At 64.7% G+C, this 16,034-nt stretch carries 14 protein-coding genes; 11 read left to right on the plus strand and 3 right to left on the minus strand.

The window, feature by feature from the left end:
* Window positions 1–44 precede the first annotated feature (44 nt).
* Window positions 45–1,904, minus strand: coding sequence for an ABC transporter ATP-binding protein (locus tag KH389_RS11495; protein WP_054914368.1), 1,860 nt, complete (start codon window positions 1,902–1,904; stop codon window positions 45–47).
* Window positions 1,905–2,124: 220 nt separating this feature from the next.
* On the opposite strand from KH389_RS11495, the gene KH389_RS11500 reads away from it, so the two are divergent.
* Window positions 2,125–2,910, plus strand: a complete 786-nt coding sequence (locus KH389_RS11500; RefSeq protein WP_213607375.1) for a PhzF family phenazine biosynthesis protein — start codon at window positions 2,125–2,127, stop codon at window positions 2,908–2,910.
* 81 nt (window positions 2,911–2,991) lie between these two features.
* The gene (locus KH389_RS11505) at window positions 2,992–3,210 is read left to right on the plus strand and encodes a hypothetical protein (protein ID WP_043864019.1); all 219 of its coding nucleotides are present in this window, start codon (window positions 2,992–2,994) and stop codon (window positions 3,208–3,210) included.
* A 45-nt stretch (window positions 3,211–3,255) separates the two neighbouring features.
* Here KH389_RS11505 and KH389_RS11510 read toward each other — a convergent pair whose 3' ends face one another.
* Entirely contained in the window at window positions 3,256–4,131 is an 876-nt protein-coding gene (locus KH389_RS11510; RefSeq protein WP_052504313.1) for a helix-turn-helix domain-containing protein, read from the minus strand.
* Window positions 4,132–4,349: 218 nt separating this feature from the next.
* Here KH389_RS11510 and KH389_RS11515 point away from each other — a divergent pair, with 218 nt between their 5' ends.
* From KH389_RS11515 to KH389_RS11545, 7 genes are all read left to right on the plus strand, one after another.
* A complete protein-coding gene (locus KH389_RS11515; protein ID WP_213607376.1) occupies window positions 4,350–5,204 on the plus strand; it encodes a hypothetical protein in 855 nt (284 codons plus the stop codon).
* Between the two features lie 163 nt (window positions 5,205–5,367).
* Window positions 5,368–6,603 (plus strand): MFS transporter, encoded by a 1,236-nt coding sequence (locus KH389_RS11520; RefSeq protein ID WP_043864017.1) that lies wholly within the window; start codon window positions 5,368–5,370, stop codon window positions 6,601–6,603.
* A 186-nt stretch (window positions 6,604–6,789) separates the two neighbouring features.
* Entirely contained in the window at window positions 6,790–7,620 is an 831-nt protein-coding gene (locus KH389_RS11525) for a dihydroorotate dehydrogenase electron transfer subunit (RefSeq protein WP_043864016.1), read from the plus strand.
* Entirely contained in the window at window positions 7,620–8,555 is a 936-nt protein-coding gene (locus tag KH389_RS11530) for a dihydroorotate dehydrogenase (RefSeq protein ID WP_043864015.1), read from the plus strand. The genes KH389_RS11525 and KH389_RS11530 overlap by 1 nt, the downstream gene beginning before the upstream one ends.
* The gene (locus tag KH389_RS11535) at window positions 8,552–9,808 is read left to right on the plus strand and encodes a Zn-dependent hydrolase (RefSeq protein WP_043864014.1); all 1,257 of its coding nucleotides are present in this window, start codon (window positions 8,552–8,554) and stop codon (window positions 9,806–9,808) included. Before KH389_RS11530 ends, KH389_RS11535 begins: the two co-directional genes overlap by 4 nt.
* Window positions 9,805–11,163 carry a dihydroorotase gene (locus tag KH389_RS11540; protein WP_213607377.1) on the plus strand — a complete coding sequence of 453 codons (1,359 nt, stop codon included), beginning with the start codon at window positions 9,805–9,807 and terminating at the stop codon, window positions 11,161–11,163. The genes KH389_RS11535 and KH389_RS11540 overlap by 4 nt, the downstream gene beginning before the upstream one ends.
* A gap of 26 nt (window positions 11,164–11,189) precedes the next feature.
* Window positions 11,190–11,519, plus strand: coding sequence for a hypothetical protein (locus KH389_RS11545; RefSeq protein WP_078481115.1), 330 nt, complete (start codon window positions 11,190–11,192; stop codon window positions 11,517–11,519).
* Window positions 11,520–11,558: 39 nt separating this feature from the next.
* On the opposite strand, the gene KH389_RS11550 is transcribed toward KH389_RS11545, so the two are convergent.
* On the minus strand, window positions 11,559–12,461 hold the full coding sequence (locus tag KH389_RS11550) for a LysR substrate-binding domain-containing protein (RefSeq protein WP_058540305.1): 903 nt from the start codon (window positions 12,459–12,461) through the stop codon (window positions 11,559–11,561).
* A 148-nt stretch (window positions 12,462–12,609) separates the two neighbouring features.
* Here KH389_RS11550 and KH389_RS11555 point away from each other — a divergent pair, with 148 nt between their 5' ends.
* Together KH389_RS11555 and KH389_RS11560 are read left to right on the plus strand one after the other, a co-directional pair.
* On the plus strand, window positions 12,610–14,193 hold the full coding sequence (locus KH389_RS11555; RefSeq protein ID WP_116053748.1) for a zinc-binding metallopeptidase family protein: 1,584 nt from the start codon (window positions 12,610–12,612) through the stop codon (window positions 14,191–14,193).
* Between the two features lie 94 nt (window positions 14,194–14,287).
* A complete protein-coding gene (locus KH389_RS11560; RefSeq protein ID WP_043864009.1) occupies window positions 14,288–16,024 on the plus strand; it encodes an amidohydrolase in 1,737 nt (578 codons plus the stop codon).
* Window positions 16,025–16,034 lie beyond the last annotated feature (10 nt).

Here is a 16,034-nt window from a genome sequence, read left to right on the forward strand (position 1 = left end):
GCTGCGATAGCCGTTGACCACGGACCATCGCAGGCTTGTACGGCTCAGTCCTGATGCATGGCCTGTGCTACCCCCTGATCCTCACCCAGGAACCCGCCACTCTGGTGGTGCCACAGCTGCGCATAGGTGCCATTTCTGGCAAGCAACTCGGCGTGGGTACCCTGCTCGATGATGCGCCCGTCATCCATCACCACCAGCCGGTCCATGGCCGCAATGGTGGACAGACGGTGGGCGATGGCGATCACGGTCTTGCCCTGCATCATCTCGTCGAGGCTTTCCTGGATGGCCACTTCGACCTCGGAGTCCAGTGCGCTGGTGGCTTCGTCCAGCAGCAGGATCGGGGCGTTCTTGAGCATTACTCGGGCGATCGCGACGCGCTGGCGCTGGCCCCCCGACAGCTTGATGCCGCGCTCGCCCACCAGGGTGTCGTAGCCGCTATGGCCTTGCTGGTCGCTCAACTGGCTGATGAAACCGTCGGCCTGGGCACTGGCGGCTGCGCTGCGGACCTGTTCGTCGGTGGCGTCGGGCCGGCCATAGGCGATGTTGTCGCGAATGGAACGGTGCAGCAGCGAGGTGTCCTGGGTGACCATGCCGATGGCGCTGCGCAGGCTATCCTGGGTCACATGGGCGATGTCCTGCCCGTCGATGCGGATCTGGCCGCTGTCGACGTCATAGAAGCGCAGCAGCAGGTTGATGAGCGTGGACTTGCCCGCGCCGGAGCGCCCCACCAGGCCGATCTTTTCACCCGGGCGAATGCTCAGGCTCAGGCCGTCGAGCACCTGGCGCTCGCCGTTGTAGTTGAAGCTCACCTTGTCGAAGGTGACCGCGCCGCCGCGGGTCTGCAGCACCTTGGCGTCCGGGGCATCCTTGACCTTGGGGCCGCGGGTCAGGGTGGCCATGCCGTCCTGCACGGTGCCGATGTTCTCGAACAGCGAGGTCATCTGCCACATGATCCAGTGCGACATGCCATTGATGCGCAGCGCCATGGCGGTGATCGCCGCCACGGCACCTGCGCCGACCTCGCCCTGGTGCCACAGCCACAGGGCATAGCCGCCGGCGGCCATGATCAGGGCCACCACCAGTGCCTGGTTGACGATCTCGAACTGGCTGACCAGGCGCATCTGGCGAAAGCCGGTCTGCTTGAAGTCTTCCATCGCCGCACGGGCGAAGTGCGCCTCGCGGTTGGAGTGGGAGAACAGCTTCACCGTGGTGATGTTGGTGTAGGCGTCGGAAATGCGCCCGGTCATCATCGAGCGGGCGTTGGCCTGCTCCTGTCCGACCTTGCCCAGGCGCGGCACGAAGTACAGCATGGCCAGGCCGAACAGCACCACCCAGGCAACGAAGGGCAGCATGAGCTTGAGCGCGAAGCCGCCGGCCAGCGCGATGATCGCGATGAAGTACACCCCGATGCCGGGGGCGATCTCGATCAGGGTGAACAGCAGGTCGCGCACCGCCAGTGCGGTCTGCATGACCTTGGTGGTGACTCGTCCGGAGAATTCGTCGGAAAAGAACGACAGGCTCTGGCGCAGCATCAGGCGGTGGAAGTCCCAGCGCAGGCGCAAGGGCAGGTTGATTGCCAGTATCTGGTGCTGAACCATGGTGCGCAGGGCCACCAGCCCGACGCTGCACAGCATCACGATACCGATGCCCCACAGCACGCGGCGTTCCTGCGCTGCCGCATCGCCCCCGGCCTGCCAGGTGGAGAGCAGGTCCACGACCTGGCCCAGGAACGAAAACAGCCAGGCTTCATAGATGGACACCGCAGCGCTGAGCAGTGCGAACGCCAGAATGTAGCCGCGCGCACCCCGCGTGCACGCCCACAGAAAGCGTGCCAGGCCCACGGGCGGCGGGGGCACCTCGTCAGGAGGGAAAGGGTCGAGCCTTCGTTCAAATGCACGAAGCATGGTGGTCTCCAAAACGATCGAATGGGGGCAATTCTGACATCGAACGGCGGGCTTGCGGGATTTGTGGGGAGTGAAGAGGCGGTGGTGGTTTGCTGCGCTGGTTGAGAGAAAGCCGCAATCGACCCAACGCGGGTTCCCGCTTCAGGATTTCAACAATAAATTGATAATTCAACGCCTGGTTGATATTTTCTAGGCCCGACGATCATTACTTGGGTGCCCGATGCAACTCGATATTTTCCAGGTGGACGCTTTTTCTTCCGAGACGTTCGGCGGCAACCCGGCGGCTGTGTGCCCGCTGGACGCCTGGCTGCCTGATGCAACGCTGCAACGGATCGCAGCAGAGAACAATGTGTCCGAGACGGCCTATTGGGTACGCAACGGTGAGGTGTTCGAGCTGCGCTGGTTTACCCCCGCAGTGGAGGTCGATCTGTGCGGGCACGCCACGTTGGCCGCCGCCTGGGTGCTGTTCGAACAGCTTGGTGAATGCCGCGACACGCTGCGGTTTTCCACCCGCAGCGGTGAATTGCGAGTGCGCCGCGAAGGCGGTCGCCTGGCCATGGACTTTCCGGCCAAGCAGCCTGAAGCCGTAGCCCTGCCGCCTGGCCTGCTGCAGGCCCTGGGGCTGCAACAGGCCGAGGCGCTGTATCGCACGGACGATTACCTGGTAGTGGTCGAGGATGAAAGCATCGTCGCCGGGCTCGACCCCGACTTTGCCGCCCTGGCCGCATTCGAGGTGCGCGGGGTTGCCGTGACCGCGCCGGGTCGTCACATGGACTTCGTCTCGCGCTGGTTCGGGCCGCGAGTGGGGGTCAACGAAGACCCTGTCACCGGCTCGGCCCACACTTCGCTGGCGACCTACTGGTCCCAACGCCTGGGCAAGCGCAGCCTGAGTGCCGAGCAGGGCGGGGCGCGCAAGGGCCAACTGCACTGCGAAGTCCTGGACAACGACCGGGTCATCATCAGCGGTCACGCGGCGCTCTACCTGCGCGGCACCATCTTCATCTGAGGCCGGCCGGCCAAATCACTTCAAACTTTTCCTACCTCACGGGTTCTGCTTAGTAACACCCCGCACTCGAAGGAGAACCCGATGAAACCCACCGATACCAAGCAGGGCGACAAGGTCCCGCGGCCACTCTCGTCGGACCAGGCGCAGAAGGGCACGCCATCCCCCGACCCGGTGCTGGAACAACCGGACCCGGATACCGAGGCAGTGGACAAGGTGATCACGCCGACGTCCATCAAGGAGCAGGAAGAAAAGACCCGCGAAATCCAGCGGCGCCTGGCCGAGGCGCAAAGGAAGGGCTGAAAGCGGCCCTGCCGGGCCCTGCGTGCCTTGGCGTGCCAGCGCCAGTCACAGCTTGGCGAGCAGGTGCTGCAGTTTTTTCGTGGCTTCGCGCCCGGAACAGGCGCGGCTGAGCAGGTCGCTGGACATGTTCTTGTACATGTCCACGGCCTGGGCAGAGGAGGTGACGCTGGCAATGCCCACATGCAGGTTGGGCAGCTCCCCTAGCCGGTAAGGGCTCACCGCCACGTAGCTGGTGGTCTTCTGCTCGAAGATCTGGAAGGTGGCGCTGGGCAGTGCCTCGTCGATCAGGTAGATACCCGGGTGATCGCTGTTGGTCTCGACGATGGAGATCAGGTTCTCGATTTCCTTGCGTGCCAGCAGGGCGCGCTCCATTCGCACGCTGGGGGGCAGGTCCAGGCGACCGACCAGGCCGATGTGCAGGTAACGCTCGATCTGACGCAGGCTGACAATCGACCTGACCTGGAATTTTTCGCGAAAGAAGGTGGATTTGCGCTCGTCCAGAATGCTCAGAATCTGGCTCTCCATCGCTTCCTGTGCCGGGCTGAAGCCCTGCGGTCGAGCCTCGTGGAGCATGGTCTGAAACAGCGCCGAGTATTCGGGCGTGGTCAGCAGGTAGGAAAACGGGTCGAAGTAGGAGATGACGCTGCTGGAACGGGCCTCCAGCTGGCGCATGCGCTCGAAGTAGCCGAGGGCGTTGTCGAAGTACTCCGTATCGGAACCCAGCAGGCTGGTCAGCGACACCTTCAGCAGGTCGGCCAGGCGCTCCAGTGTGTCGAGTTTGACGATCTTGCCCAGTTCCAGGCGGTACACCGCAGCCCGCGAGATGCCGAGCTTGTCGGCCACCTGGTCGGCGTTGAGCTGGCGGCCGATGCGAAAGGCCCGGAGGCGCTCGCCGATTGCCTGGTAATCAATCTGGTTCACTGGGGGATCCTTGTCGTTTTTCGTGGTGGCATGTTCTACCAGATCGGCTTGACGAGGCCATGGCGCGAGTGTATCAATATTTAGACATGAACTGTTGCTTGTCCAAAAAATATAAAAAAGGCCGACACATGTCCACACCACCCTGCAGCTGCTGCGGCATCGCCTGCGCTGCCACCTGATACCACAACCCCACCCCCCACCTGATAGGAGCTTCCCTGATGAAGACTCGCATCGGCGCGCCCGCGTTCGCGCTTTTCATGACCCCGATGGTGATGGCTGGCCCGCCGCCAGCCTTCAGCGATACCTTTATCGGCTATCGCTACAGCAGCCATTTCTCGGACCCGGGCAAGCGCCAGGACATAGCCAAGCACATTGTCCAGCTTGCCCATGTGAGCAGCTACGCCCTGGGCCAGCAGTTCGCCAACGTGGATGTGTTCAAGTCCGACCGCGATGACCCGCGCAAGGACAGCAGCAGCGGCGCCACCGAGGTCTACCTGACCTACCGCAATCAGTTGCAGCATGCACGGGTGTTCGATCGGCCGCTGGCGTTCGGGCCGGTGAAGGACGTCGCGCTGACCCTGGGCCTGGACTGGAACACCAAGAACAACGCGTTCCAGTCGCGAAAGCGCATGATTTTGATAGGCCCGACCCTCAAGTTCGCGCTGCCGGCAGGGTTTCTCGACCTCAGCCTGTTCTATGCCAGGGAATGGAACCACTGCGGGCTCGACAGCTGCCGGCAGCCGGGCAACCATTCGCGCATGGCGTTCGACCCGTTCTACCAGCTGAACCTGACCTGGGGCATACCGTTCGCGCTGGGCAGCCTGCCGATGAAGTTCCAGGGCTTCTACAGCTACAGCGGCGAGAAGGGTGATGACTACCGGCGCAACCCGACGGCGGATGAACAGCTGATGCGCACCTCGCTGATGCTGGATGCAGGGGCTGTGCTGGGCGGCGCAAGAAACACGCTATGGATCGGGCCCGGATACGAGTACTGGCGCAACAAGTTCGGCAACCGCCGTGGCGACGGGATCGACGTGGACGCCTTGTCGATCAACCTGGAGTGGCATTTCTGAGCGCGGCGTTTTTTTTTGCGAGCCCGCAATCTAAATATTTAGACAATCGCGCAGGCTGGCAGTACGCTTTGTGAAGCCTTGCACGGGCGGACCGGCGGCGATCCTGGGCGGGTTCAGGCGTCAGCTGTCTAAAAAACCATACAAAAACAAGAGGTAAACCAAGATGGCTTCTTCCGAAAAGCGTCCGAAGAAGGACGCGTCACCCAAAAAGGCCCTGATAGCCAGCGTGACCGGCTATGCGATGGACGGCTTCGACCTGCTGATTCTCGGGTTCATGCTGCCGGCGATCACCATCGGTCTCGGTCTGAGTTCCTCGGAGGCTGGCTCGCTGGTGACATGGACGTTGCTCGGCGCCGTGGCCGGGGGGCTGATCTTCGGCCAACTGAGCGACCGCTATGGCCGGGTACGCATGCTGACCCTGTGCATCCTCACCTTCTCGATATTTACCGGGCTGTGCGCATTCGCCCAGGGCTACTGGGACCTGCTGATCTATCGAACCCTGGCCGGGTTCGGCCTGGGCGGGGAGTTTGGCATCGGCATGGCACTGATCGCCGAAACCTGGCCGGCCAACCGGCGCAATCGTGCTTCTTCCTATGTGGGCATGGGGTGGCAGGCCGGGGTGCTCGCCGCTGCATTGCTCACGCCATTGCTGCTGCCCTACATCGGCTGGCGCGGCATGTTCCTGGTCGGGTTGCTGCCGGCGTTCGTCTCGCTCGTGGTTCGCCATACCATGAGCGAGCCGGCAGAGTTCGTGAAGGCCGCAGCCGACCCGGTGCCTTTCGCGCGGCGCTTCACCGACCTGTTCAAGGACCGGCAGACCAGCAAGGCGAGCCTGGGGGTGATGGTGCTCACCTCGGTGCAGAACTTCGGCTACTACGGGCTGATGATCTGGATGCCCAGCTACCTGTCGAACAAGTTCGGCTTCTCGCTGATGGCCTCCGGAACCTGGACCGCAGTGACGGTGCTGGGCATGGCGTTCGGTATCTGGCTGTTCGGGCACCTGGCCGACCGTTTCGGACGCAAGCGCATGTTCCTGCTGTATCAGGCCGGCGCAGCGTTCATGGTCATCGCCTATGCCAACCTCGACAACCCCACGGTAATGCTGTTTGCCGGCGCGATCATGGGCATCTTCGTCAACGGCATGATCGGTGGCTACGGCGCATTGATCTCCGATCTGTACCCCGCGCAGATCCGTGCCACGGCGCAGAACGTGCTGTTCAACGTGGGTAGGGCCGCCGGTGGCTTCGGGCCGCTGGTGGTGGGCGCCGTAGCGCTGCACTATTCGTTCTCGGCGGCCATCATGCTGCTTGCCTCGTTGTATGGGGTGGCGATGCTCGCGACGGTGTTGCTGCTTCCTGCCTGCCAGGCCCACGACGTGCCGAAGCCGCAGCCGGCCTAGCCCGGCGGGATGGTTATGAATTTGCCCTGGCTTATTCGTATCAAAAATTAGACAGAAACACCGAGCTGCAGTACAGTCAACTTACGCAATCGCTGAAACACCGCTTCATCTGCCGCTTCATCACTGAGGCGGCATTTACTTTTGACCATGCTGTATAAAAATTTAGACAAATGCGAGGCCACCTCAATGAACGTGATTTCCGGCTGCTGCCAGGCGAGTGCCCTGACTCCCCCAGACGACACCTTGGCGGTCGTGATTTCCAACCAATGGGTCAACGATGAATACAAGCGCCTGGTGCTACAGGCCGACGGCGCCGCCAGCCAGTCGTTGCCGGGGCAGTTCTTCAACCTGCTGTGCCCGAGTGAAGGCGAGCACAAGCCGTACTTCCGTCGCCCCATGAGCACCTACAAGGCCGACCCGGCCACGGGCCAGGTGGAGTTTCTGTACAAGGTGACCGGCAAGGGCACCTATGGCCTGGAGACGCTTGGCCAGGCGCAGACCGTGGAGATTCTTGGCCCGCTGGGCAAGGGCTTCGACCTGCAGCCGGGGTGGCAGCACATGATCATCGTGGCCCGGGGTGTGGGGCTGGCCACCCTGGCGCCGCTGGCCGAAGCGGCGCATCGGCTGGGCATCCGCCTGACCGCAGTGCTGAGTGCCCGCAGCGAGAAGAGCCTGCTTTCGCGCGAGCGCTTCGCCTCGCTGGGGGCCGACGTGCGGGTGGTGCTGGATGAGGATGGCAGCAGCTCGCCCGAACGGCTCGAACCGCTGCTGCGCCAGATCATCGCCCGTGAAGGCACCGATGCGCTGTTCACGTGTGGCTCCAGGCGGCTGACCCAGTTGCTGAAGAAGCTGAGCGCCGAGCTCGGCCTGGTGGGCCAGGTAGCGCTGGAGCAACAGATGGTGTGCGGCCTGGGTATGTGCCAGTGCTGCGTCGAGGTGTTCGAGGTGGACGGGCTCAGGGTGGGCAAGCGGGTATGCCTCGAAGGCCCTGTATTCGACCTGGCGGAGGTGGTGTGATGATCAATCTGAGCGTACAGGTCGGCGGGTTGCGCCTGAAGAACCCGGTGATGCCGGCATCGGGCACCTTTGCCGAAGAGCTTGCCCACCTGCTGGACTTCAACCAGCTGGGTGCACTGGTGACCAAGACCATCACCACCGAAAAGCGCAGCGGCAACCCGATGCCGCGGGTCTGCGAGCTGAATGACGGGATGATGAATGCCATCGGCATTCCCAGCAAAGGCGCGCAGCTGTTCATCGACAAGGTGGTGCCGTTCTACCGCGACTACGACGCGCCGTTGATCGTGAGCATTTCGGCGCCCACGGCCCAGGGCTTTGCCGACCTGGCGGCGCGGCTGAGCGATGTGCCAGGCGTGGCTGGCATCGAGGCCAATATCTCGTGCCCCAACCTGGAAGCGCATGGCCAGTCGTTCGGCATGCAGGCTGAAAGTACCCGCGACGTGGTGGAGCTGATGCGCCAGGTCACCTCGTTGCCGCTGTGGGTCAAGCTGACCCCCAATGCCGGCGAGGTGGTGCCGGTTGCCCTGGCTGCGCAGGAGGCCGGGGCCGATGCCGTCGTGGTGGGCAACACGCTGCTCGGGTTGTCGGTGGACATCGAGCGAGGCCGCGCGCGGCTGGGCAACTTCATGGGCGGCATATCCGGCGCCGCCATCCGCCCGCTGATGGTGCGCCTGACCTATCAATGCGCCCAGGCGCTGGAAATTCCGGTGATTGGCTGCGGTGGCATTGCCACGGCCGACGATGCGCTGGAGTTCATCTATGCCGGCGCCTCGGCGGTGCAAGTGGGTACGGCCACCTTCCTGCACCCGAAAACCATGAACACCATGGTGTCTGAACTGGAGGCCTACTGCCGGCGCAAGGGCGTTGCCTCGATCAGCACCCTGATCGGCGCCCTCGACGATTTGCCCGCCGAGCCGTTTGGAGCCTTGCCATGATCGCGCAATGGCCTGAACAGGCCGCCAGACTGTTCGACACCATCGCCGCCTTGTCACGCGATGCCCAGGAGGGGATCACCCGCGAAAGCTACGGCCCCGGCGAGAGTGACGCCATCGCCTGCCTGAGCGACTTCGCCTTGACCCAGGGGCTGGAGGTGGCAACCGACCGTGCGGGCAACGTGATCTTCACGCGCAAGAGCGACAATGGCCAGCCCGCACTGTGGTACGGCTCGCACCTGGACTCGGTGCCCCAGGGCGGCAACTACGACGGCCTGGCCGGCGTTGTGGCGGGCCTGCTGTGCCTGTGCCGGCTCGACCGCGAGGGCGTGGCCACGGCGCAGCCGGTGCGGGTCATCGGGTTGCGTGGCGAGGAGAGCGCCTGGTACGGCAAATCGTACATCGGTTCGCGTGCGCTGGTCGGCGGGTTGAGCGAGCACGACCTGCAGCTGACCAACCGCTTCAGCCAGCGCACCCTGGGCCAGGCCATGCAGGCCGTGGGCGCCGACCTGGCAGCGATTGGCCGTCAGCAGTGGCTGGTCGATCGCACCCAGTTTGCCGGCTATCTGGAAGTGCATATCGAGCAGGCGCAGTCGCTGGAGCGCATGGGGCAGGCCGTGGGGATCGTGCCCGGCATCCGCGGCAACCTGCGCCATAACCAGGTTCGCTGCCTGGGCGAAGATGGCCATTCGGGCGCCGTGGCTCGGGAGGACCGCCACGACGCCGTGTTTGCCGTGAGCGAGCTGGTGGCCCGCATCGACCAATGCTGGCGTGAGTACCTCGCCGCCGGGCGAGACCTGGTGGTTACCGTCGGCACACTGGGGACCAACGCGGCGCACCATGCCGTCTCGCGTATTCCCGGCGAGGTCAGCTTCAGCCTCGAGATGCGCAGCCTCGACATGGCCACGCTCGAGGCCTTTCACGCGGTTGCGCTGCACGAGGCAAAGGCCATCGAGCAGGCCCGCCAGGTTCGCTTCGAGTTCGACCTGCGTATCGATACGGCCCCGGCGGCCATGCACGCCCCCTGGGTCGAGGCGCTGGTGCGCCAGGCCCGCCAACAAGGCTGGCAGGGCGTGCTCACCCCCAGCGGGGCCGGCCATGACGCTGCGGTTTTCGCCAACGTCGGCATCCCCAGCGCCATGCTGTTCATCCGCAACCAGCACGGCTCGCACAACCCCCACGAGGCCATGGCCCTGGACGACTTTCTGGTGGCCACCGAGGTGCTCTATCACACGACACTGGAGCTGACACCATGAGCGTACCCCGCAATGCCTGGCTGATCCGCAACGCGACCCTGGTCAACGAAGGCCGCACCTGGGCGGCCGATGTGCGGCTGCGCGAGGGCCGCATCGACTGTATCGGGCAGGCCCTGCAGCCGCTTGCCGGGGAGGGCGTGATCGAGGCGCACGGCCTGTGGCTGCTGCCGGGAATGATCGACGATCAGGTGCACTTCAGGGAGCCCGGCCTGACCCACAAGGCGGACATCGCCAGCGAGTCGCGGGCCTGTGCAGCGGGCGGCATCACCAGTTTCATGGAGATGCCCAACACCAACCCGCCCGCGCTCGATCGGGCCAGCCTTGAAGCCAAGTACGCCATCGCCGCCGCATCGAGCGCGGTCAACTACGCCTTCTACATGGGGGCAAGCAACGACAACCTGGCCGCCATTCGCGCCATCGACCCGGCCAGCACGCCAGGGCTGAAGGTGTTCATGGGGGCCTCGACCGGCAACATGCTGGTGGACGACCCCGAGGTATTGAACGAGATATTCCGGGTTTCGCCAGTGCCGATCATCACCCATTGCGAAGACACGCCCATGATCAATGCCGAGCTGGAAAAGGCCAGGGCGCGCTTTGGCGAGGACATTCCGGCCCGCGAGCACCCGCTGATCCGTTCGCGCCAGGCGTGCATCAGGTCCACTCGGCTGGCCATCGACCTGGCGCGCAAGCACGGCACGCGCCTGCATGTGCTGCACATCTCCACGGCAGAAGAGTTGCAGCTGTTCGAGCCCGGCCCCCTCAGCGGCAAGCGCATCACCGCCGAAACCTGCGTGCACTTTCTGCACTTCACCGATCACGACTACGAGCGGCTGGGCTTTCTGATCAAGTGCAACCCGGCGATCAAGTCGGCCAGTGACCGCGACGCCATCGTCAAGGCGCTGGCCGAAGGTCGGCTCGACGTGCTCGCGACCGACCATGCCCCGCACCTGCTCGAAGAAAAGCGCAGCACTTACGCCAAGGCGCCGTCAGGCATTCCGTTGGTGCAGTACGCGCTGCAGGCCGCCCTGGAGCGCGTCTTCTGCGGGGAGCTGAGCCTGGAGCGCCTGGTCGAGGTAGTCAGCCACGCACCGGCGCAGCTGTTCCAGGTCAGTGGCCGGGGCTACCTGCGCGAGGGCTACGCCGCCGACCTGGTGCTCGTCGACCCGCAGCGCCCGCACCGGGTGAGCAATGACCAGGTGCTGTCCAAATGCGGCTGGACGCCGTTTGCCGGTACCGAGTTCTCATCGAGCATCGTCGCCACGTTCGTCAATGGCGAACGGGTGTGGGACGGCGCCACGGTGAACAGTGCAGTCCGTGGGCAACGACTTTCCTTCAACCGCGCCACGCCTGCCTAGTGGCGCAACAAGAGGTACGAACAACGATGAATTTTCATGAAATGGTGCAACGCTTCGCCGCCGCGCTGCCGGGCACCGACTCGTTCAAGCAGGCCAACGCCGACTGTGAGGCCATCATCCGTGACGAGCCGTTCCAGGCCGGCGCGGCCTTTCTGGTCGCGGGCTTTTGCCGCAGCTACGTGCTCATCTACGAGGATCAGGGGCTGGAGCACGACTTCGCCCTGCGCAACCAGCGCCAGCTGCTCGAGTACATGAACAGCCTGCAGGCGGCCCTGGCGACGTGCGATCACGCGATTGCGCACCAGGCGCTGATCGAAGTGGTAACCCATTACGCCAGGAGCGAGCGGATTTTCTAGGGCGGCGGCTGGCGGCGCCAGCAGGCCGGAGCCAACGGCCTAGAGCGCCGTCCAGGACTGCCTCGAAGCCTGCAGCTGGTTCTTGATCCAGTTGGTAAAGGCCCGCACGGCGGGCCGTTCGCACTTCTGCAGGTCGGTGACCAGGTAGTAGCCGCGGTGCGAGTGGATGACGATATCGAAGGGGCGCACCAGCAGCCCCTTGGCCATGGAGTCGCCACACAACAGGTTGTCGCCCATGGCAACGCCCTGGGCCGCGATGCACGCCGCCTGTGCGCAATGTGCATCGGAAAACAGGATGCCGGTGGCCACGTTCAGCTCCGGGGTGTTCGCCGCCGCCTGCCACACCCGCCAGTCGCTGTAGTCGCTCATGTGCAGCAATGGGAACGCGGCCAGGTCCTGCGGGGTCTTGAGCCCGCCCAGGGCGTTGATCAGCCGCGGGCTGCAGACCGGAAAGTAGTTCAGCGCCGCTATCTGTTCCACCTGCATGCCAGGCCAGTCGCCGATACCGTAGGAGATGAACAGGTCGGCGTTGTGGTTGCTCACGTCATCCGCCGTGGTCGGTGTGACCATGTGCAACTGGACCTGGGGGTATTCCTTCACGAAGCCGCCGATGTGATGGCACAGCCAGTAGGTGGAAAACCCCGAGCTGCAACTGATGGTCAACTTGCCATACACCTCCTGGTCATCGACCCGCCGGCCTGCATCCTCCAGGTTGGCCAGCAGGCGCTGGATCTCCCGGGCGTAGCGTTCGCCGCGAAACGTCAGCGAGATACCCCGGCCCTGGCGCTCGGTCAGGGCAAAGCCGAGGGTGTCCTCCATGCCCGTGATCTGATGGCTGATGGCGCTGCGGGTGAGGTTGAGCTCAAGCGCCGCGGCAGTCACGCTGCCCAACCGGGCAACCGCTTCCAGGGCACGTAACGCGGGCATCGAGGGTAGACGCATGGGGCGCTCCACTGACTTATTGTTGAGCAAATATAAACATTAATGGCGAAATAAATCGATTGTCGTATTTTCTGGTTCAACAATACTAGACAGGCCCTGCGGGTCCGAGCCGCTCAGCGGGGTCACATACCAATAAGGAATGCCCTGCATGATCGAGCCCAAGGCCTTTGCCCAGAACTGGGTGGACCAACAGCAAACGACCCTGTCCGACTGGCACCAGGTGATCTGGCACTATGCCGAGCCGGCCTTTCGCGAGTACAAGTCCTGCGCCTGGTACGTCGAGCTGCTGCGCAGGCAAGGGTTCGAGGTGGAGGAGGGCAGCGGCGGCATGCCTACCGCTTTCTGTGCCACGTTTCGCAACGGCGACGGCCCTGTGCTGGCGACCTACGCGGAGTACGACGCGGTGCCGGGCAACAACCAGGCGGCGACCACCCGGCGCCAGCCGCGCGAAGGGCTGTCGCGTTTCGCCCCGGGGCATACCGACCCTCATTCGGCGCTGGGCATCAGTGCCCTGGGGGGCCTGCTGGCCGCCAAGGCCGCCATGCTCGAACATGGCATCGCGGGCACGCTGAAATTCTTCGGCGAGCCGGCGGAAAAGCTGCGCGCCTCCAAGCCGGTGCACGCGGCCAAGGGCTATTACGATGACCTGGACGCGGCCATCAGCTTCCACCCCACGTACATGCTGCCGCTGAACAACACCACTACCTGGGATACGCACTGCGGCATCGCCTACGCCTACATCTATACCTTCACCTGCGATTCGCCCCAGGACTGGATCGCAGCGGACAAGTACAGCCCGATCCCGCAGAACCACCTGGCCGCCAGGGCGCCTGGGGCCAACGACGCGCTGGTGCACTTCTATACCCTGAACGAAAGCATGCGCCGCTCCACGTTGCCGTTCACCGGGCTGTGGAGCTACAACGAGGCGATCCTCACCGCCGGCCAGGCCACGGCCGACAACCTGCCGCCGCACATCGCGCAGATCCAGTACCTGTCGCGCTGCGACTCGCTCGAGCAGGCCGAGGCCATCTCCCAGGTGATGGACAACAACGCTGCCGCCGCCGCCCTGGCCACCGGCTGCCAGTGGAACAAGACCTGGGTGTGCAAGTCCCGTGGCGGGCTGCCCAACCATGTGCTGGCGCAGGCCACCTACGACAACCTGCAGGCCATCGGCGCCCCCACCTGGGACGACGAGGCCATCGCCATCGCGCAGCAGATCCAGGGCAACCTGGGGCTCGAACCCATGGCCCGGCCGTTTCTGCCCGAAACCGAAACCCTGATCGACCCACAGGAGTGCGAGCGTCTGCTGCGCCAGCAGATGCCCGCCTGGCAAAAGCACCTGACCTCGGACGACTACCCCGAATACACCTGGCATTGCCCGACCGTGCGCCTGCTGGTGGCCCGCCCGATGCTCTCGGCGCCGCCTGGCTACACCTACCCGGACTGGGTGCCCAATGCCCTGGGCGGCATCCGCCAGACCATCGACCCGATGATCCAGGTGGCGGCCAAGACCATCGGTGCCACCCTGATCGACCTGCTCACGCGGCCCGAGCTGCTGGCCGCCGCCCGCCAGGAATTCACCGAGCGTACCGGCGGCGGCATTGGCGGCACACGCTGGCAGGCGCCGCTGCTGCCCCGGGACTTCAAGGTCCCGCATGACTTCCGCTGGCCCGAATACATCCGCACCGCCCGTGGCGAGGAGTGGTGGATTCCGGCCCGGGACGACGAATAGCCGACCGGCGACGGCGCCTGCGGCGCCTTTTACCCAAACCTGGTTTTCTTGGACTGGTGCCGCGCGGCGGTGCCATGCAAAGGTGTTCCCTGCGATGAGTGCGATGACCGATTACCGCTCCAGCCATGTGCCCGGCCCCCAAGGCGCCGCCGACCTGGTGTTTCTGAATGGCCGCATCTATACGGTCGATGAGTCTGCCCCCTGGGCCGAAGCCGTGGCCATTCGCAATGGCAGCTTCGTCGCGGTGGGCAGCAACGACGAGGCGAAGGCGTTCGTCGGCCCGCGCACCCAGGTGGTGGACCTGGACGGCCGTTTCGTGATGCCGGGTATCTACGACATGCACACCCACCCGGACCTCAAGCTTGCGCCCGGTTACTCCGGCTACCTCGAAGTCGGCGTCAGCGATCCGACCCCGGAGCAGGTGCGCCAGGCCATTCTCGACTATGCGGCCGAGCACCCGGGCGACGGCTGGGTGTATGGGCAGTACTTCGTGCGCTACACCTTCAAGCAGGCCGGGCTGGTGCCGTCGCGGCAATGGCTGGACAGCGTGCTGCCGGACCGTCCGGTGGCGATCCTGGATCGCTCCTGGGGCTGCATGATGGTCAACTCCAGGGCGCTCGAGATCGCCGGGATCGACGCCGACACCATCGACCCGCGCCACGGCTACATCGAGCGCGACAGCGTCACCGGCGAGCCGACCGGCATCCTGGTGGACGGTGCCTATGCACTGATGCACGCCGCCATGCCGCCCACGCCGCAACACGCCCTGAAGCGTGCCTATCGCGAAGGGGTGTGGTTCCAGAGCGGTCATGGGGTGGTGGGCACCAAGTATGTGCACGTGTGCGAGCACCGTCTCAATGCGCTCAAGGCCATCGATCAGGCGGGCGAGCTGTCGGTGCGCGTGGAGGCCGCGATCAGCTGGCAGGACGACATCTTCCCGGTCAAGCGGCGCTGGGAGCTGCTGGCGGGTGAGCGTCACTTCTATCGCAGCGCACGGCTCAACGCCAATGCGGTCAAGTTCCACTTCGACGGCACCCACGAATCGCGCTCGTCGTACCTGTCCAGCGCATGGCCGGGCGAGGAGCGCTGGCGCGGCCACCTCAACCTGACCCCCGAGCACATCACCGACATGGTGGTGGACATGGACCGCCGGGGTATCCGGGTCATCGCCCATTGCACCGGTGACGGCGCCTCCGACCTGTTCCTCGATGCCGTGGCCATGGCGCGGGCCAAGAACGGGCCCGACGGCGTGCGCCACCAGTGCGCGCACAGCACCACTTTGCTGGATGCCAACCTGCCGCGTTTTGCCGCGCTCAACGTCACCGCCGAGTTCTCCCCGGTGGGCTGGTTCCCTTCATCGTTCGCCAACGCCCGCGCCGTGTTCGGCGAGGACCGCATGCAGCGCGCCTACAACTTCAAGGGCGTGTTCGAGCATGGCGGCGTCGCGGTGATGGGCACCGACTGGCCGGTGTCCAGCATCAACCCCTGGATCGGCTTCGAGGCCATGGTCACCCGGCAGAACCCGTTCGGCGAGGAGCAGGGCAGTTTCTACGGCTCGCCCATCAGCCTGGAGCAGGCCATGCGCGTGATGACCATCAACGGGGCGTGGTGCATGGGTATCGAGGACAAGGCCGGCTCCATCGAGACGGGCAAGTCCGCCGACCTGATCGTGCTCGATCGCAACCTGTTCGAAGTGGAGCCCAAGGGCAACATCCACAACACCCAGGTGCAGATCACCGTGCTCGAAGGTGAAATCACCTGGGACCGCAACGGCGAGTTCGATGCCGGCACCCACGCGGCCACCTGGCGCCGTGAACTCCCCAACTTCTGAGGCGGGCCGT

Origin of the sequence: Pseudomonas qingdaonensis (assembly GCF_018398475.1) — a bacterium.
Lineage (GTDB): Bacteria > Pseudomonadota > Gammaproteobacteria > Pseudomonadales > Pseudomonadaceae > Aquipseudomonas > Aquipseudomonas palmensis.